16 protein-coding genes are annotated in these 18,718 nt (G+C 56.7%); 8 read left to right on the top strand and 8 right to left on the bottom strand.

Features of this window, described 5'->3' with window-relative positions; all coding sequences use genetic code 11:
- Positions 1-48: 48 nt before the first annotated feature.
- The 5 genes from ACFPM8_RS14930 to ACFPM8_RS14910 all read right to left on the bottom strand — a co-directional run bounded on the left by ACFPM8_RS14930 (position 49) and on the right by ACFPM8_RS14910 (position 5,470).
- Positions 49-861, bottom strand: a complete 813-nt coding sequence (locus tag ACFPM8_RS14930; RefSeq protein WP_378998370.1) for a citrate synthase family protein — start codon at positions 859-861, stop codon at positions 49-51.
- Complete coding sequence (locus ACFPM8_RS14925) at positions 858-1,667, bottom strand: citrate synthase family protein (protein ID WP_378998369.1); 810 nt, start codon at positions 1,665-1,667, stop codon at positions 858-860. The genes ACFPM8_RS14930 and ACFPM8_RS14925 overlap by 4 nt, the downstream gene beginning before the upstream one ends.
- Positions 1,664-2,428, bottom strand: a complete 765-nt coding sequence (locus ACFPM8_RS14920; protein WP_378998368.1) for an SDR family oxidoreductase — start codon at positions 2,426-2,428, stop codon at positions 1,664-1,666. The genes ACFPM8_RS14925 and ACFPM8_RS14920 overlap by 4 nt, the downstream gene beginning before the upstream one ends.
- A gap of 9 nt (positions 2,429-2,437) precedes the next feature.
- Positions 2,438-4,297 (bottom strand): thiamine pyrophosphate-binding protein, encoded by a 1,860-nt coding sequence (locus ACFPM8_RS14915; RefSeq protein ID WP_378998367.1) that lies wholly within the window; start codon positions 4,295-4,297, stop codon positions 2,438-2,440.
- A gap of 279 nt (positions 4,298-4,576) precedes the next feature.
- Positions 4,577-5,470 carry a LysR family transcriptional regulator gene (locus ACFPM8_RS14910; protein ID WP_378998365.1) on the bottom strand — a complete coding sequence of 298 codons (894 nt, stop codon included), beginning with the start codon at positions 5,468-5,470 and terminating at the stop codon, positions 4,577-4,579.
- 86 nt (positions 5,471-5,556) lie between these two features.
- On the opposite strand from ACFPM8_RS14910, the gene ACFPM8_RS14905 reads away from it, so the two are divergent.
- Positions 5,557-6,333, top strand: a complete 777-nt coding sequence (locus ACFPM8_RS14905; protein WP_378998363.1) for an NAD(P)H-dependent oxidoreductase — start codon at positions 5,557-5,559, stop codon at positions 6,331-6,333.
- 158 nt (positions 6,334-6,491) lie between these two features.
- Here the strand turns inward: ACFPM8_RS14905 and ACFPM8_RS14900 are convergent, their stop codons facing one another.
- The gene (locus ACFPM8_RS14900; RefSeq protein ID WP_378998361.1) at positions 6,492-6,719 is read right to left on the bottom strand and encodes a hypothetical protein; all 228 of its coding nucleotides are present in this window, start codon (positions 6,717-6,719) and stop codon (positions 6,492-6,494) included.
- A gap of 375 nt (positions 6,720-7,094) precedes the next feature.
- On the opposite strand from ACFPM8_RS14900, the gene ACFPM8_RS14895 reads away from it, so the two are divergent.
- Positions 7,095-7,622, top strand: a complete 528-nt coding sequence (locus ACFPM8_RS14895) for a sensor histidine kinase (RefSeq protein ID WP_378998359.1) — start codon at positions 7,095-7,097, stop codon at positions 7,620-7,622.
- Between the two features lie 458 nt (positions 7,623-8,080).
- Positions 8,081-10,198 carry a hypothetical protein gene (locus tag ACFPM8_RS14890; protein WP_378998358.1) on the top strand — a complete coding sequence of 706 codons (2,118 nt, stop codon included), beginning with the start codon at positions 8,081-8,083 and terminating at the stop codon, positions 10,196-10,198.
- A 270-nt stretch (positions 10,199-10,468) separates the two neighbouring features.
- On the opposite strand, the gene guaA is transcribed toward ACFPM8_RS14890, so the two are convergent.
- Both guaA and guaB read right to left on the bottom strand, forming a co-directional pair.
- Complete coding sequence (gene guaA / locus ACFPM8_RS14885) at positions 10,469-12,049, bottom strand: glutamine-hydrolyzing GMP synthase (RefSeq protein WP_378998356.1); 1,581 nt, start codon at positions 12,047-12,049, stop codon at positions 10,469-10,471.
- A 125-nt stretch (positions 12,050-12,174) separates the two neighbouring features.
- Positions 12,175-13,635, bottom strand: coding sequence for an IMP dehydrogenase (gene guaB / locus ACFPM8_RS14880; protein WP_378998354.1), 1,461 nt, complete (start codon positions 13,633-13,635; stop codon positions 12,175-12,177).
- Between the two features lie 177 nt (positions 13,636-13,812).
- On the opposite strand from guaB, the gene ACFPM8_RS14875 reads away from it, so the two are divergent.
- The 5 genes from ACFPM8_RS14875 (at position 13,813) to ACFPM8_RS14855 (ending at position 18,702) form a co-directional block, all read left to right on the top strand.
- Positions 13,813-14,334 (top strand): DUF4124 domain-containing protein, encoded by a 522-nt coding sequence (locus tag ACFPM8_RS14875; protein WP_378998352.1) that lies wholly within the window; start codon positions 13,813-13,815, stop codon positions 14,332-14,334.
- A 552-nt stretch (positions 14,335-14,886) separates the two neighbouring features.
- A complete protein-coding gene (locus tag ACFPM8_RS14870) occupies positions 14,887-16,125 on the top strand; it encodes an argininosuccinate synthase (protein ID WP_378998351.1) in 1,239 nt (412 codons plus the stop codon).
- A 60-nt stretch (positions 16,126-16,185) separates the two neighbouring features.
- Complete coding sequence (locus ACFPM8_RS14865; RefSeq protein WP_378998349.1) at positions 16,186-17,139, top strand: ornithine carbamoyltransferase; 954 nt, start codon at positions 16,186-16,188, stop codon at positions 17,137-17,139.
- A gap of 23 nt (positions 17,140-17,162) precedes the next feature.
- A complete protein-coding gene (locus ACFPM8_RS14860; protein ID WP_378998347.1) occupies positions 17,163-18,113 on the top strand; it encodes a fatty acid desaturase family protein in 951 nt (316 codons plus the stop codon).
- Between the two features lie 13 nt (positions 18,114-18,126).
- Positions 18,127-18,702, top strand: a complete 576-nt coding sequence (locus tag ACFPM8_RS14855; protein WP_378998345.1) for an ATP-grasp domain-containing protein — start codon at positions 18,127-18,129, stop codon at positions 18,700-18,702.
- Positions 18,703-18,718 lie beyond the last annotated feature (16 nt).

Genomic DNA, 18,718 nt, shown 5'->3' with positions numbered 1-18,718 from the left:
GCTCGCTACGGTTTTTAGAGATGTCCAACAGTCTCAACATTTACTACTTTATTCCGCTTGCCAGCGGCGATCTGCCGGCCCGTCGTAATGCAACTGGGAACAGCGCAGCGCAAATGTCGCGCCTTCCGGACGCTCGGCGGCTTCCAGGTAGCACGGAGGCATGCCCGCCTGAAACGAAGGCAGCAGGAACAGATAGCACTCGCGCAAAGAAAATCCCATATCGAGAGGAATCGCGACCACCACCCCAGCGTAGTTGATCGGCAGCCGCTTCCCCATCTGCGACAGGGTGCGCTCTATCTCGAAGGCCAATTGCAGATAGGGGCCTTGCGTTATTTGCTCGCGCTCCATGCGCGCCAGGATGGCCGGAATCCGTTCGTCGACCTGGAGTGCGGCAACCGGCCGGCCATATCCCAGGATGCGCCGTTGCTGCTGCAACTCCTGCTGTAGCACCGCCTGCAGCGACTCCCCTGCCTGCATGCGCTGCCGGGCCCGCAACAAAAGATCGGCGGCGGACGTTTCCGGCTGCCAGCCGTAAATCGTCGCTTCCGACACCGCGATCGCAGCGGCAACGCCGAGTGCGCCGGTGCTGCGGGCGCTGCCGGCCAGCGCCGCGACGCGGTTGTTCCACAGCCTGGCATCGGGGTAGCTGGTATAGGTCCAGAGCGCGTGCAGCAGTCTTAACTGTTGCGCCGAAAAGCGGCGGCCGGTGATGCCGAAGGTGTAGAGCTCGACCCAATCCATATCCTTCAAATCCGCATGCAGGTCGTGGCCGCGAAAGACTGCTCGTTCGCCGGGAAAGCATTTGCCGACTTTGGTGCGCAGCGGGCCTTCGTAGGCGAACAGAGTTTCGGGGCCGCTCATGCTTGCTCCTTGGGGCCGGGGTCGTTTTCCAGATCCAGTGCGAAGAAAGGAAATTGACGGAATCCCTTTTTGCCTTGTTCCAGCGCGTGTGCGGCGGCGCCGGGCAGGCGCAGCAGCAAGGTCAGCATCTCGCCTTCGCTGGCGGAAAATCCGAGATCGGCCAACGCAGCTGCGGCGACTCCGGTCATGGCCAGCGGATGACCGGCGGCCGCTTCCAGTGCCGGCCTTTCTCTGGCCAGCCAGGACAGATATCCGCTTGGCAGTAGTGCAGTGAGTTGCGCCATGGTTTGCAGTACCGGATGGGTGCAGCGTTTGCCGTAGGGGTCGAAACCCGGCGGGTGTTCCGGCTCCGGCCACACCTGGGTGCGGGTCGGCGGGATCGGATGCGCCAGGCGGGAACACCAGAGGTCGAGGTCGCGTCCCCGCTCGGCCCAGGCTTCGAGCGCCAGGAACACTTCCCTGCCGCCGCCGTAGGAACCGGCGCCGGCGGCCAGCGCGGCCATCAGGGCCGAGGCGGCAGTTGAGCCGCCGACCCCGGCCGCCATCGCCGCATGCACAGCGGGATCGCGCGGACCAGGATTGGCCAGCGCCAGCGCCAGCATCTCCAATGCGGCGCTGGCGTTGGGCGACGGCCGCTCGCCTTTGAACAGCAGATAGAGATAGTCGATATAGCGCGCCTTGCCGAGCAAGTCGCCGTAGACATCGTAGCCGCGGCAATAGCAGGCCGCGGCGGCGTAGGGGTTGTCGGGTTCCGCCTCCTCGCGCCAGATGCTGCTATGAATCACTTGGCTGAAGTTGTCGCTCATGGCAGGCACACCAGGCTGATGCCGCCGTCGACCACGATTTCTTCGCCGACCACATAGGCCGAGTCGTCCGAGGCCAGGAACAGCGCGACTTTGGCCACCTCGTCCGCGGTGCCGAAACGCTTGATCGGCGATCTGCCGGCGATTTCTTGTTGGATCGCCTGGATCGTTTCCTTGGGCAGCCCCAGACGGTTAAAGCCGGGCGTGTCGATCGGGCCGGGGCAGATTGCGTTGACCCGGATGCCGCGCGGGATCAGTTCCAGGCTCAGCGACTGCACCAGCGAACGCAGGGCGGCCTTGGCGGCGCCGTAGACGCTGAAATGCGGCGTCCCGGTGCGATTGGTGATGGAGGTGGTGACGATGATGGAAGCACTGCGGCCGACGCTGAGCAAGGGCAATGCTTGCTGGATCGTGAAATACGCCCCTTTGACATGCACCCCGATGATCTCGTCGAACTGGGCTTCGGATACCGAATCGATCGGACTCGGCTTGGCGTCGCCGGCGTTGACGAACAGTACGTCGAGCTGGGTAAAGTGTTTTTTGACCTGTTCCAGCATGGATTCGATGTCGGCCAGGCTGCCGGCATTGCTGCGGATCGCCAGGGTCTCGGTGCCCAGCTCCCCCAATGCTCGAGCCAGGCTATCCGGGTCGCGTCCGGTGATGGCCAGATGGGCGCCTCGGTCGCGGAACAGTTTTGCGGTCGCCAGGCCGATGCCGCTGGAACCGCCGGTGATGAGTACGGTTTTGCCTTTGAGTTTATCCATAGCCATTCCTTATAGTTCTGCCGCCAACACGCGCATGCGCACGTTCATCGGCGGCACTTCGTCGCGGTCGATCAGGACGTCCAGCAGGGTCGGGCCCGGGTGCGCGCAGATGGCCCCGATATCCAGTTGGGCCAGGTCTTGCGGGGCGCGGATGGTATGGGCGGCGGCGCCCATGGCGCGCGCCATGGCGGCGAAATCGGTGGGCGGCAGGTCGCAGCCGATCTGTTCGGCGCCCGCCAGCCGCTGGCCGTGCTTGACCATGCCCAGCGCCTGGTCGTTCAGGATGACGAAGATGACGGTCAGTTTTTCGGCGACCGCGACCGAGATTTCCTGACCGTTCATCAGGAAGCTGCCATCACCGGTAATGCACACCACCGGAACCTTCGGATTGGCGGCCGCGGTACCGACCGCGCCGCCGATGGCCCATCCCATCGGCGCAAAATTCATCGTCACCCGCAGCCAGCCGCCATCGGTCTTGCGTCGTCCTGGCGCGCGTGCGCTGCCCCCTCCCCCTAGCCGCCGTTCGCCGATCCGGCGATCCAGGCTGGGCTGCAAATAATGGACCGCCCAGGCGGTGCTGTTGCCGGTGTCGGCCAGGAACCGGGTGGTCGGAGGAAACAGCCGACCCAACTCGCGCATCAGCCGTTGCGGCAGTATCGGCGTGGCGTTGCTCTCGTATTTGTCGGGAGCGCCCAGCAAGGTGTGCGGCTCCCAGCCGGCGCCATGCTGCTTGCGCACCGAGCGCAGCTGTTCGTACTCGTAATTGCCCCCTTGTTTGGCCTCATGGATATGATTGACCAGCCGGTTGAAGATCGACAGGATGCGGCCCCGCATGTGAAAACGCGCCATCGGCGTGAGCGCCAGGTGCTCCTCCGAATCGTCGATATGCACCAAGCGCGTATTGAGCAGGCTGTCGCTCCAGCCGCCGCTGTTCCATTCGCCCATGCCGGTGCCGATGGCAATGATCATGTCCACCGACTTGTCGCGCAGGGCAGCGTCGGCCGCAGCATGGCCGGCGAAGCCGAATACGCCGCGCAACAGCGGGTGGCGCGGACTCACCAGGCCCTTGCCGTCCGGCGTGGTGACTACGGTTGCGCCGACCAGTTCGGCGAACTGGAGAATCGAACCGATCGCTTCGCCGCAACCCATGCCGATCAACAAAACCAGGTTCCTGGCTCTGGCCAGCATCAGCAGCAGTGTCGCCAGCGCTTCATCGTCGACCGGGGACGCTGGCTGGATCAGGGCTTGCAAGTCATAGGAAGGGGCTGGGTGGGCGCAGGGGCTGCGGAACACATCCACCGGCAAACTCAGGTGCACCGGTCCCATCGGCGCCCGGGTGGCGCACTGCAATGCGGTGATGAGCTTGTTTTCAAATTGCTGCGGGTGCGACACCAGCGAGTTGTAGCGGGTGCAGTGCTGCAGCATGCCCAGGGTATTGATGCCGGTACAGGCGGATTCCTGCAGCGCATGCTTGCCGAAATTAGGCAGGGCCGGCTGCGCCGTGATGACCAGCAGCGGAATATTGTTGTCGTAAGCGCAGGCGACGCCGGTGACGAGGTTGGTGGCGCCGGGGCCGGAGGTGGAGCAGCAGACGCCGATCTTGCCGGTTTCCCGGGCGTAGCCGTCGGCCATGAAGGCAGCGCCCGCTTCGTGCCGCGCCAGGATGTGACGGACTCCACCCCTGCGTCCGCTTCTGGCAAGCGCATTGAACAGCGGCTCGATGGCGCCGCCGGGAATGCCGAACACATATTCGATTTCCATCTGCTCCAGATAGGCCACCAGCAGATCGGCGATTCGCATCGGCTGCTCCGGGATCAGCTCGGCATCCTTGTTCGGCACATCGTCGACCTGCGAATTATCGGCACTCATGTCGGAATCTCTCTCTTGGTGGCGGGAAGATTGCGGTGAGACGTCGGCGCGCATCAGGCGCCACCACAAGGCGCCGATTTAGAGGCCGATTATTGCTGACTTGCAATTTATTGTAGTCGCCGCTGAATCATTTACCAAGGTCAATAATTGCGTGCGCAGGTGAATGCATCCGACAGCCAATCCGGATCTGGGGCGGCGCGCTTGTGCCGCAACGCCGGAGTCGGATTTTGCTTGACGGGATGTCAAGATTTTTTGTGGTTTTTCGCCAACGCGCACGGATCACACAGAATTTGCGATGTACTCACGCAGCCATTGATGCGCGGGATCGCGATGCGAGCGCTCATGCCAGAGCATGGCCATCTCGTAGCCCGGCACCTCAACAGGCGGCTCGACCACCTGCAGCGCACCGCGGTCGCGCACCAGGCGCGAAGGCAGCATCGCCACCAGGTCGGTGCTGGCCAGGACCGACTTTACCAACAGGAAGTGCGGAACGGAAAGCACAACCCGGCGCGTCAAGCCTGCCTCAGCGAGCGCTTCATCCGTGACGCCGCGAAACCCGCCGCCGTCCGGCGACACGATCACGTGCTCAAGTTTGCAAAATTGCGCAAGCGTTGGCCGCCGTTTCAGGCGCGGATGACCCACCCGGCCTGCCAGCACATACCGTTCCGTAAAGAGCGTGCGGCGCCGCAGGCTCGGCGGCGCCCCCTCGCTGGTGTGAAAGGCAAGATCAATCTCCCCCTGCTCCGCTTGCTTGGCAATGCGTGACGGCACCGCTTCAAGGACCGCCAGCCGGGTACCCGGCGCCGCCGAGCGCAAGCCGGCCAAAGTCGGCAACAGGATCGCCGACCCGCTGTAGTCGGCAGCCGCAACCCGCCAGGTATGGCTGGCCTCGGCGGGATCAAAAGGGCTGGCAGGCGATACCGCGCGCTCAAGTGCATCAAGCGCCTGCCGCAACGGTTCGCGCAACGCATCGGCCCTCGCGGTGGGCTGCATGCCTCGCGGCCCGGGTAGCAACAGCGGGTCGCCAAAGACATCCCGCAGCTTGGCGAGATGCACGCTTACCGATGGTTGAGAGAAGTTCAGACGCTCTGCGGCGCGAGTCACATTGTGCTCGGAAAGCAAGACATCCAGTGTGACCAGCAGGTTGAGATCCAGTCGTCGAAGATTATTCATAGTAATACCTGGGATATTGGAAATTCATTTCCAATATACCTGACACAGACCTAAGCTGCCTTCTCCTTACCGTTGAAAGCGCAATCATGAATATTCTTCTCGTCTATGCCCACCCCGAACCAAAATCCCTGAACGGCTCGCTTAAGAACTTCTCGGTCAAACGTCTTGAGGATGCCGGACACGTAGTCCGGGTTTCGGACTTGTATGCAATGAAGTGGAAAGCATCACTCGACGCAGACGACAGCATGGATCGGCGGTCCGATATGCGCTTCGATCCAGCTCTGGATTCCAAGCGTGCGTTCGAGACTGGCCGGCAGAGCGAAGACATCGCACTGGAACAGGACAAGCTAAGGTGGGCGGATGCAGTCATCCTGCAGTTTCCTCTGTGGTGGTTCTCGATGCCGGCGATCCTGAAAGGCTGGGTAGAACGCGTCTATGCGTATGGCTTCGCGTACGGCGTCGGGGAACACTCCGATGCGCGTTGGGGCGACCGCTATGGGGAAGGCACGATGGCGGGGAAGAGAGCGATGCTGATCGTCACCGCGGGCGGATGGGAGTCTCATTACAGCCCGCGAGGTATCAATGGCCCAATGGATGATGTTTTGTTCCCGATCCAGCACGGGATACTGTATTACCCCGGCTTCGACGTCTTGCCGCCGTTCGTGATCTATCGGACCAGCCGAATTGACGAAGCAGGATTTTCAAGAATTCGCGACGCGCTCGGCCAGCGCCTCGACGATCTCTGGAACACTACGCCGATACCGTTTCGCCCGCAAAATGGCGGCGCGTACGACATTCCGCAACTCACGTTGCGGCCCGAGGTTGCGCCGGATCAGGTAGGGTTCGCTGCTCACACCGGATAGAGACTGCGTCGTCACGCATGCCTGCATTCGCTTGCCGGGTGCAAGCCGCCGCGCCAAAAACAAAAAAGCCCGCATTCATGCGAGCTTTTGCGCTTTTCTTAGCGTGGACTAACGATTGTCGGACTCCCGCGATTGATGTTATCGGGCCGCTATACGTATTAGTGACCGAATCCGTAACCTACGCAAAACAAAATGAAACCAAGTGCAATACCGACCCCAGAGGCAATCTTCACGACTTTTTCGAGTGCTTGGGTGGCCAGTGCGCCCCCATAGCTTTCAAACACCTCAATGCCGGCTTGATTACGCCGGTGGAACGATCGTTTGCCAACCCAATACTGTCCATACGAGCCCAACAAAAACATTATGATCCCGATTGCTTTTATCATTTTCCATTTTCCTCATCCCGGGTTCCCGCCCGGATCTGGTGTGTAAGTACATGCTCAACATAGTTAAAGTTGCAATGCAACGTCATTCCGCATCTCCTTGCATTTCAATCAACCCGTTTCGGCGGTTTATTTCCATGGAGCATTGCGGAGTCGGTATCGTAGCGGAAGGTAAATTTATCTGCAAATTTTTGGCGAAGCACAACGTCGGTGGACTGTGCTGGCAAACCGTGATGCGTCACATTTCCAAATCTGCTTTGGTCCGCTCCTGCTGTTCAAAACAAACGCGGTCAGCCACTTATTTCCAGGCATCCGTTTGCTCAACGCCACACCGATCAGCAACTGAGCGACACCTTGATCAAAGGTCGGCCTTTCCGCATGTACCAACATCAGGTCGGGAGCCGGATCTTGCGCATAGGAGCGCCTATCATCAACCACAGTTGGATACTGCAGCGCATGGGCGTCGACTTGGCTGTCAATGTGTTGATCGCGCTGCCGCTGGTGTTACTGCCGCTCTGGCTGGCGGTGCGGCGCGATATCGAATTATCGCTGGAAGCACCGGACACCCTGCTCCATGCGCTGGACCGGCACGCCTTCCTATCCATCCTGCACAATCTGCCGCACAATGCGGTGCGCTACATTCCGGAAGGCGGACAAGTGCTGGTGGAACTTCAGCGTTCAGTTGCCGCAAACGGCCTGCTGACGCTGGCCGTGACTGACAACGGCCCCGGCATCCCGGACGCGGAACAGGTGCTGGTATTCGAACGCTTCTACCGATGCGTCGGACAGGATGTACCGGGATCGGCCATTGTCCAGCAAGCAGCAGCGCGTCTGCGCGGCACCGTCAAACTGGTCACGCCGCCGCAATCGGGGGGCTGCCGCTTCGTCATCGAGATTCCGGCATGAGCGTCGCCGTTGCTTAAGAATTTTTCTTATAAAAAAGCCCTGTAAAAACAGGGCTCACGAACGTTTATATTTGAGAGAGGAAAGCTCTCAAAGCAAGCTCACTCCCACTCAATTATCAATAACACTCAGGAATACTGTGCTGCCTTGATTTTAGAGGAAATCATTTCATCCAATACCATGAAAAATACCATTTCCAATAAATCGAGTGACTGATGTTGCTAATTGGCACCACTAAATGGGAGCCGGGCATCATACAGTTCGCTGACCATCTCTCACGCCGAGATCCCGAAAATTACGGTAATCCACAAAGATACTGTAGCGCCTGGGTACAGCTCAAAATAGCTGCTGTGCATGCGATTGCCTATTTCTTATGGAACCTGACGCGAGACCAAAACACCTATGAATGCCTCCGGAAATTTTCCGATCGAATTCTAAAACAACGCCTCTCGGGAGTCTGTATGACAACAATTAGTTCTCGCCCTGTAATTCCCCCATATCTATCTGAGATTTATTCCACTGCGACGCGTTCGGCAAGTATTCCTACATTGCAGACCGAGGCGTCGCCCGCGGAACCAACACGTGCCAGCCAGCCGCCAAAACAAACACCAGCTCAAAAAACACTAAACAAAGAAGCAGAGCGCCTCGAAAAATTAAAAGGCAAGCGGAATTCTTTGCAATTTCAGAATTTTGAGAAATTCACGGATGCGTTCACTGGTTCCAAAAGGCCTATAGTTCATTTCCCTCCCAGTGCAAGGGGAGATATGAACGCCTATAAATATACCGCCTTCCTTGACAATAAAGATCGCCCTCTCGCGATATTTCAATATTTTGACAACCCAAATCCGGAAAGCGAACAAGAAGCATTCAATCGCAATCTTTTTGCTATACAAGAACATCTATCTTCGCTAGGAGATAGATTCAAAGAAGGCCATGATTATATTTTCGGCACCCAAGTAGTTGTAAATCACTTTAAAGACTTGGCAAAGTCGGAAAACTTGGCAGGCGAGCAGAGAGTAAAGCATTACCAGCAGTACGACAACATCATGCAGAATCCTGAGGTACGTACAAAAGTACACGCCATGTTTAAGAACATGATTGCATCGGACACTAATATAAGAGAATACCTTGTGAAAAAAGAAGTTCTCTCCAACGACGTTGCTTCGGAAAATCAGATACCAGAATCTAAGCTTGCGAATAAATTACCCTCCGACGGTGTTGCTTCGGAAAATCAGATACCAGAATCTAAGCTCATCCTTATCAATATAAACAAGCGAGCATCTCAGGACGCATGGAACCCTCGAGAGTATCGTCACACAACACCGGACGATGCTCACATGCAAAGCTTAATAGGCGGCATTTATGACGCACAAACGGCGATCGGGGGGAAGAAGAATGAGCTTGAGATCAGCTTTGTGGGCAGTACATTTAATGAACAGGCGCAACAACATTGGCGAGAATACGGTCAAGAAAACGGTGTTAAGGTGCACTTCTTTAACGATATGCAACAAGAAGGGCTTGACCGCAACCAGCAAAGAGCGGCCTTATTCGCGCTGACTGACCGATATAAAAGCACAACCTATTTAGGTCATCAGTCTGGGGTTAATGAGGATGCCCAGATACTTCAGAGAACGAACGTATACAGTCTAAGTGAATATTTAGATCGAGGTCAGGTAGGAATTAGTCGTGTCGAAGCAAGACCACAGTTAGATGATGTGAGAACGAGCGGGGTGGACATGGCTGCGGGTGCAAATAGTAGGGGAAATTTCTACAGCCTACGCAATTCAGAGTTTCTGACAACAGAAGGTATTCTAGCAGCCGTTCAAATTAAGCTTAACGAAAAATCGAACGCACACCGACCACTGGATGCTCTATGGACAGAGCTGACGGAAAAATACACTACCGACACTGGAAGAAATTCATCGGAAATGGCGACTGTCGAGGCCACCAATAAGTTATTCGAAATGATTCTAGAGGATGCCGGAAAAAGGAGCGTCAAAACAATTCCGACTGAAATTAGCGAAGAAGAAAAGACTCGTCTAGAGTACACCGGAAAATGGAATGACAAAACAATGTTGACTGATATTAGTCAAAAAGAATTGAATAGTCTAAATAAAACCAGAGAAAAGAAATTCGAAACAATGTCGGCTGATATTAGCGAAGAAGAATTTAATCGTCGAAAGGAAGCCGAATTAATGAAATTCAAAATAATTCCGGCTCATAATAGCGAAGACGAATTGAATCGTCTAAAGAGTGACGGAAAAAAGAAAGTCGAAATAATTGCGGCTGAAATTAGCGAAGATATGGATAATTATAAAAGCGCGATTGGTGTGATTGTACAGCGCAAGAAAACGAATGAATCGGGTCTGAGCCCGGCGGCCAAGCAGTACTTTACTGACACAATGAAGGAAGAGCTAACTCGTCATGACAGCACGGACCCTGTAACACGGCATTATGACAAGCTTAGATCGCACAATGACGGGATGCGGCCCTACACGCTCGCAAATAAAGAAAAAGAAAATAGAGAGCCTACGGGTAAGAATGACGACTACTTGAAGTCGCTTTTTCCGACGAAATGAGCCGCCCTGGGGAGGTGCTCGATGACAATACATAGCGTTATAAGTCATTAGCCGAGCCCTTCACGGTGCGCGTGTAACGGCATCAGTGGCAGCGAGTACGTTGTCAAGCCCCCAGCGAGACCGCTCCCGTGTGACTGCTCCAGTTGCAAGGGTTCAGTCCAATACATCGGCCTGCCAATCAATGCGGAGCAAAAAAGCAAAAAAGCCCGCATTTACGCGGGCTTTCAGGCATTTTCTACTTTTGAGTACTAGCGAGTGCTAGACATCGGATCATTCCCACTCAATCGTCGCCGGCGGCTTGCCCGAGATGTCGTACACCACCCGGTTGATGCCACGTACTTCGTTGATGATGCGGTTCGATACCTGGCCCAGCAATTCATGCGGTAGATGGGCCCAGTGGGCGGTCATGAAGTCCTGGGTCTGGACCGCACGCAAGGCAACCACGTATTCGTAGGTACGGCCATCGCCCATCACGCCGACCGACTTGACCGGCAAGAACACGGCAAACGCCTGGCTGGTCTTGTCGTACCAGGACTGGCCCTGCTCGTCTTTGGTGTTGCGCAATTCTTCGATGAAAATGGCATCGGCGCGACGCAGCAGGTCGGCGAATTCTTTTTTGACTTCGCCCAGAATCCGCACGCCCAAACCCGGTCCCGGGAACGGATGGCGATACACCATCGCATGCGGCAGGCCGAGTGCGACGCCAAGCTTGCGCACCTCGTCCTTGAACAATTCGCGCAGCGGTTCCAGCAGCTTCAGGTTCAGCGTTTCCGGCAGGCCGCCGACATTGTGGTGGCTCTTGATCGTGTGCGCAGCCTTCTTGCCCTTGCCGGCACTTTCGATGACATCGGGATAAATCGTCCCTTGCGCCAGCCACTTGGCGTTCTTCAGTTTGTCCGACTCGGCATGGAATACTTCGACGAATTCGCGGCCGATAATCTTGCGTTTGGCTTCCGGGTCGGTGACGCCGGCCAGATGTCCCATGAACTGTTGGGTGGCATCGACGTGGATCACTTTGACGCCGAGGTTGTTGGCGAACATCTCCATCACCATCTTGCCCTCGTCCAGCCGCAGCAAGCCGTGATCGACAAACACGCAGGTCAGCTGGTCGCCGATCGCGCGGTGAATCAGTGCCGCCGCGACGCTGCTGTCGACGCCGCCGGACAAGCCCAGAATCACTTCATCGCTGCCGACTTGCTGGCGGATAGCCTCCACCGCTTCGGCGATGTAATCGGGCATGTTCCAGTCCTGCTTGCAGCCGCAGATCTCGGTCACGAAACGGGTCAGGATGGCCTGGCCCTGCACCGTGTGCGTGACTTCCGGGTGGAATTGGAACGCGTAAAATTTGCGCTCTTCGTCGGCCATGCCGGCGATCGGACAGTTCGGCGTGGATGCCATCAGCTTGAAGCCGGGCGGCATGTCGTTGACCTTGTCGCCGTGACTCATCCAGACCTTCAGCATCCCGTGTCCTTCCGGGGTCGTGAAATCGCTGATGTCCTTCAGCAGTGCGGTATGACCGCGAGCGCGCACTTCGGCGTAGCCGAACTCGCGCACGTGGCCCATCTCGACCTTGCCGCCCAATTGCTCGGCCATGGTTTGCATGCCATAGCAGATGCCGAATACCGGCACGCCGATTTCGAACACCGCTTGCGGCGCGCGCGGCGTATCGCCTTCGGTCACGCTGTTCGGACCGCCTGACAGGATGATCCCGGCGGCGCCGTAATTGCGGATGAATTCGTCGGACACATCGTAGGGATAGACTTCAGAAAACACGCCGGCTTCGCGCACGCGCCGTGCGATCAGTTGCGTAACCTGGGAACCGAAATCGAGAATGAGAATTTTTGAGTGCATGATGAGCGCCTGGGTGGCTTACTTAATTAGAATCTTTAAACTGCACGCGCCACCGACGGCATGACCGCGGGTGGCGCGCAACAGGGATTGAACATTTGCTTGGAACCTGATCCAAATCGCCTTGATCAATCGGTCCGATAGTTCGGCGCTTCTTTGGTAATCTGCACATCATGGACGTGCGATTCGCGCATACCGGCTGAGGTAATTTCAACGAACTCGGCTTTTTCCCGCAATTCGTCGATGGTGGCGCAACCGCAGTAGCCCATCGAAGACCGCACGCCGCCGACCAGCTGATACAGGATCGTCAATACGCTGCCCTTGTAAGGCACCCGGCCTTCAATCCCTTCCGGCACGAACTTGTCAGCCTTGTTGGCCGAATCCTGGAAGTAACGATCGGCCGAACCATCCGACATCGCGCCCAGGCTGCCCATGCCGCGATACGACTTGTAGCTGCGGCCCTGGAACAGGATCACTTCGCCCGGCGCTTCTTCGGTGCCGGCAAACATGCTGCCCATCATGACAGTCGAAGCACCGGCCGCCAGCGCTTTGGCGATGTCGCCGGAAAAGCGAATGCCGCCGTCGGCGATGCACGGGATGCCAGTGCCCTTCAGCGCTTGCGCAACGTTGGAAATGGCGGAAATCTGCGGCACGCCGACACCGGCAACGATACGCGTGGTGCAGATCGAGCCAGGACCGATCCCGACCTTGACGCCATCCGCGCCATGATCGGCCAATGCCTTGGCAGCCGCTGCGGTAGCGATATTGCCGCCGATGACTTCGACTTGCGGGAAATTCTGCTTGACCCATTTGACCCGGTCCAGCACGCCCTTGGAATGGCCGTGTGCGGTATCGACCACGATGACGTCGACCCCGGCTTTGACCAGCAACTCGATACGCTCTTCGTTATCCGCGCCGACCCCGACCGCCGCACCGACGCGCAACTTGCCTTGCTCATCCTTGGAAGCCAGCGGGTGTGAAGTCGATTTCTGGATATCCTTGACGGTAATCAGGCCGCGCAGCTCGAACGCATCGTTGACCACCATCACGCGTTCCAGGCGATGCTTGTTCATCAAGCGTTTGGCTTCGGACAGATCGGCGCCGTCCTTGACGTACACCAGCTTGTCGCGCGGCGTCATCTTGGCGCTGACTTCGGCGTCCAGCTCTTCTTCAAAACGCAAATCGCGGTTGGTGATAATACCGACCAGGCGATTGCCCTCGACCACCGGGAAACCGCTGATGCCGTGCTGTTCTGCCAACGCAATCACTTCGCGGATCCGCATGGTCGGCGGAATCGTGATCGGATCGCGCAATACGCCGGATTCGAAGCGCTTGACCTTGGCCACTTCGCGCGCTTGTTCCTGGGCGGTCAGATTCTTGTGAATAATGCCAATGCCGCCCTCTTGCGCCATTGCAATGGCCAGCCTCGCCTCGGTCACGGTATCCATCGCCGCCGACAGCAGAGGTATGTTGATCGCGATATTGCGCGTCAACCGTGTTTTGAGGGAAGTGTCTTTGGGGAGAATGTCCGAGTAAGCTGGAACCAACAGCACGTCATCGAACGTGAGTGCTTTTTGAAGGAGACGCATAGTTTTTCCTATAGGCGCAAAAGCGAATTATACAGAAATCCGAGGCAGTCGCCTAACGCAGCCAAATATTTCTCGAAAGCACTACCGATTGATTGACACGCACTGCAAAACATGGCGAAATCTCCGCTCTGTGAACCTGCCCTGTTTTTACCTTCTATTTAGCACCCAAGGAGCTCAATGAACGCCATTCGTCTGAAACAAATTTTCTCCGCCAGTGCGGCATGTGTCCTGTTGAGCCTGGCGACTTCCGCCTTGGCGCAATATGTATGGCTGGATGAGAAGGGAGTCAAACAATTTTCAGACATGCCGCCGCCGTCCTCGGTACCGAACAAACGCATACTCAAAATGCCGGGCAACGCGATGCCGCCACAAAGTGCGGCCCCCGCCGACGCGGATGCCAACGCTGACGGCGACAAAAAACCGGAAGTAAAAGCACCGCCGACCATTGCCGAGCAAAATGCCGCGTTCCAGAAACGCAAGGCAGACCAAGCCGAGAAAGACAAAAAAGCAGCGGAAGAAGCCAAGCGCGCATCGGACAAGGCCACAAATTGCGCCCATGCCCGGGAAAATCAACGCACCCTGAATTCAGGCACCCGTATCGCCCAGACTGACGCCAATGGTCAGCGATCATTCATGAATGACAACCAGCGAGCTCAGCAAGCGGCAGAAAACCAACGTACTTTGAACGAGTGTCAATGAGGCTGCAGAGCTGAACGCAATCTTTGGCAACCGACTCTGAGAAGTAAAAAAGCCTCCGGCAAAACCGGAGGCTTTTTTTATTGCGGCTTCACAGACGCCGATGATCCATGAGCCACCTACAGGTGGTCATATCCCTCAATTTCAGCCACCCATAGCATTGGTATTCAAGGTCCTGATTACCAATGCAAAGCTGAGCTGCCCCTTCCTCCTGAACGACCGTCGAAACAAATTATCCTTTTGCCGACAACACGTCGCAGCCAAAGTTAGTTTGCATGCTAACGAAGTGACGTGTACTTGAAATCACTCTCAGCCATTTGATATCTCCAACCACATTCGGCTCAATGGATCGACGGGCTGATCACGGCCCTACTCGCAAAAAACAGACTTTTCTAAATTGAAAATAAGAATTGTCATATTCCTTCCATCCTTGGCAGAGCTGACAATTGCTCCCGGGCTTTCGATGAGTGCTGACCCGTATCGCTAACTCCTTTCGTCAATCGAGTCCAGCCCCATAAATTCATTGTCCAAATCACATAAAGAAAGCTAAAAAACATGTTGAAGCAAAAATCAGGAATCAAGAAAATTGTGCTTGCGTTTTCCGGCGGACTGGACACTTCCATAATTCTACGGTGGCTGCAAAATGAGTACGATTGCGAGGTCATTACGTTCACCGCTGATCTGGGTCAAGGTGATGAACTTGAGGTGGCGCGCGCCAAGGCTCTTGCATTAGGTGTAAAGCCTGAGAACATTTTCGTTGAAGATCTACGAGAGGAATTTGTGCGCGACTACGTAATGCCAGCGTTTCGTGCCAACGCGGTCTACGAGGGCTACTACCTTATGGGCACACCAATTGCACGTCCGCTCGTAGCCAAGCGACAGATCGAAATCGCCCGCCTGCTGGGTGCTGACGCAGTCGCACACGGCGCGACAGGTAAAGGCAACGACCAACTGCGTTTCGAGTTGAGCTACTACGCTCTGTCCCCGGATATCCGTGTGGTCGCGCCTTGGCGCGAATGGGATATGCAGAGCCGTACCGATCTTCTGGACTACGCCGATAGGCATGGCATTCCTGTGTTCAAGGATAACCGCGGCGAGCCTCCGTACTCGGCCGACGCCAATCTGCTGCACATCTCCGCCGAGGGTAAGGTGCTAGAAGACCCTTGGGTCACGCCAGAAGAGGATGTATTCACGCGCAGCGTCTCGCCTGAGAACGCGCCTGACCGCCCGACCATCACCGAGATCAATTTCGAGCGTGGCAACCCGGTCGCAGTAGACGGTGTGCATCTGTCGCCGTCCGCAACTCTCGCCTTACTCAACAAGCTCGGCGGTGACAACGGCATCGGTCGGCTCGACATCGTTGACACTCGCTACGTCGGCATGAAAAGTCGTGGTGTTTTCGAAACCCCAGGCGGCACGATTTGGCAAGTGGCTCACCGCGCGCTGGAATCGATAACCCTAGATCGCGGCGAATCACATCTGAAGGACGAACTAATGCCGCGTTATGCCGAGCTCATTTACAACGGCTACTGGTTCGCGCCGGAGCGCGAGATGCTGCAAGCGCTGATCGACAAGAGCCAGGAGCGTGTGACCGGGACGGTTCGACTGAAGCTCTATAAAGGCAATGTCATCGTGGAAGGTCGCAAGAGCCCGTACAGCCTGTATTCGCAGCGTCACGTCACTTTTGAGAAAGACCAAGTCTACGACCAGAGCGACGCGACAGGCTTTATCAAACTCAATGCCCTTCGTTTGCGATTGCTGGCCCAGGCACGCAGCGTGCAGCAAGCCGGCTGACTTCCTTCAAACCTTTCCCGAGCGTCGCGTCGCCGTCGCCCAGGAGTTTCTTTACGCAAAATGAAACGAATCTCTCAGATTAATGCCATCACTGACCTCGACAGCACATCTGTGATGTCGATCATCGACGATGCTGACGCCCTTGAGCAACACATCTTAACGAAGGGATCGGTTGCCCCCTTCCTGCGTGGCAAATGCCTCGCGATGGTCTTCGACGAGACTTCTCTTCGTACGCGCAGTGCGTTTGAGCGCGCTATGTTCGACCTCGGCGGGCACGCGATCCATTTCAGCGGCAAGGAAGCCAGAGTCGGTCGCAACGCAGAGAAGACTGAACACTTAGAAGACTTCGTAAACGTCATCGGCCGCTTCAACGATGCTCTGCTCACGCGCATCTACGACCACGCCCTTCAAGCGCGTATCGCCGCGATCTGTCCGGTACCGTTCATCAACGGCATGTGCGATCAGCATCACCCGACGCAGGCGCTGTGCGACTTCCTGACGATCCGCCGACGCCTCCATGAATTGAAAGGCCTAAAAGTGGCTTTCATTGGCGACGGCACTAATGTCGCCACCTCGCTTGCGCAGACCGCAGCGCTAGTTGGCGCGCGCTTCGTCATCGCTACACCGGCGAATTGGGCGCCGCCGTCGGCACTGGTCGATGACTTAGAGGGCTACACATGGACAGCCGATCCGCACGAAGCGGCGAAGGATGCCGACGTGATCATCGGAGACGTCTGGATACCAATGAACAAGGCGCATGAAGCCGAGCAACGTCGTACGACGCTGTTGCCGTACAGCATTACCTGCGAGTTGATGGCGCTAGCGCGGCCGCACGCCTTTTTCATGCACAACCTCCCGGCCAACCGTGGTGACGAAGTCACGCCCGAAGTTATCGACGGTCCGCAGTCCGCGATCTATGAGGAAGCAGTAGCGCGGCTGCACATTGCGCGCGCGCTGCTGTTGCACCTGCTGCATTCCAATCCTAGAGCATGCATCGAATCGCTGAAATCCTGACTCCACTAGATCAAGGAAAAACAATGCCAAATCAGCATCTAACTCAATCTGTGATTTCCGGCCAAGTAGGGGCAGCGCAGGCGACCAGGCCAGCGAAGCTTGAGCCAGAATGGATGGAGATCTCATCCGCTTTCTTTGCATGGCGCACGGCGCTGTGGCTCACATTGATGGTGCTCGGCGCATGGCTCTCGTTGCACACCGGCGCAACCGCCACCGTGTGCGGCATCCTCGTGCTGGGCGTCGCCATGGCGCACGGCGTGGAGCTGTCACACCAGGCTCTGCACTACACAGGCTTTCGTTCGCCGCGACTTAACGAATTCTTTGGCGTCGCGATGGGCCTACCAATGCTCGTATCCTTCTACGAATACCGCATCAACCATCTGAAGCATCACGCACTGCTGGGCACGCCTATGAACCGTGAGTTCTTCGACTACGGCTCCGAGACCTGGACACCCAAGGGATTAGCGCTACGCTTTCTGATGCTGCATCACTACAAGAGCTTCTGCACGGGACTCGTGAAGGCGCTGCTCGGCCGATCGATAGACGGTTTGCATGTCCGCTACCAGGGGCAGGTGCGGTTGTTCTACGTCATTGCCGCAGTGGCACTTGCAACGCTCACCGCCGCATGCTGGGTTACAGCTAAACTCGATCCCTTGCTGATCTGGTTGACTGCACTGTTCATCGTCGCCTCACCGTTACATGCGTTCATCGAGATGCCCGAGCACTACAGTTGTAACGCGAACTCGACCGACGCGTTTGAAAACACGCGTACGATCAAGTCGAACTGGTTCATGACTTGGCTCACCAATAGCAACAACTTCCACGTGGAACACCATCTCTGGTCTAACGTGCCAATTCAGAAAATCCACAAACTCCACGAACGGTGCCGTGACAGGTCGCAGCACCTCAATACCGGCTATTGGCAATTCTACATATCAGCACTACGCGATGCTCGACGCAACGTCAACACATAATCAAGGAACCGGGATGAACGCACTTTTTTGTGCTGGAATCAAAAGGCACGACTCCCCAGCCGAACTTTATATAGAGCAAACGCCCCTCATCACTAATTATGTTGTGAAGGCGCTCACCGAAATGGACGTGGACAACACCCCAACGCATACCGAGATCATCCTCACTGCAGCGGCCCCTCGAATCATCAAGACTCACGTGTGCGACGGCGGTGATTTGTTTCCGACGTTGGTCCAGAAGCTCACAGGCATCGACCTCTATGCGCTGAGCGCATGGATCCAGATGGACCACGCATTAACCGACGCACAAGACGTCGTTGTCCAAGCGATAACCAAGGACTGCTGCGGCATCCGGTACATCATGCCACCTATGGCCGGTAAGCTGATCGAGACGTTGCTTCGCCGGCGGCTGTCGATGGCGGACCAGGAGCCTACGCAGTCTCCAATCCCAGCGAACGCACACGGGCTGAACGACATTTTCTCGCGCACGGCTTACGTGCGCACGGCGTTTGTCTCCCGGCAGGAATTGATGTCAACACTGGATCGCGCCACAGACCACATTCAGTACTACCACGAAGAAAGTATGTCATGAGCAATCGCCATGACCT

The sequence above is a fragment of the Paraherbaspirillum soli genome (genome assembly GCF_042654985.1).
In the GTDB taxonomy this organism is placed as follows: Bacteria; Pseudomonadota; Gammaproteobacteria; order Burkholderiales; family Burkholderiaceae_D; genus Paraherbaspirillum; species Paraherbaspirillum soli.
Note: the sequence above shows the minus strand (reverse complement) of the source record. Positions and strands in the feature narration are given on the sequence as shown.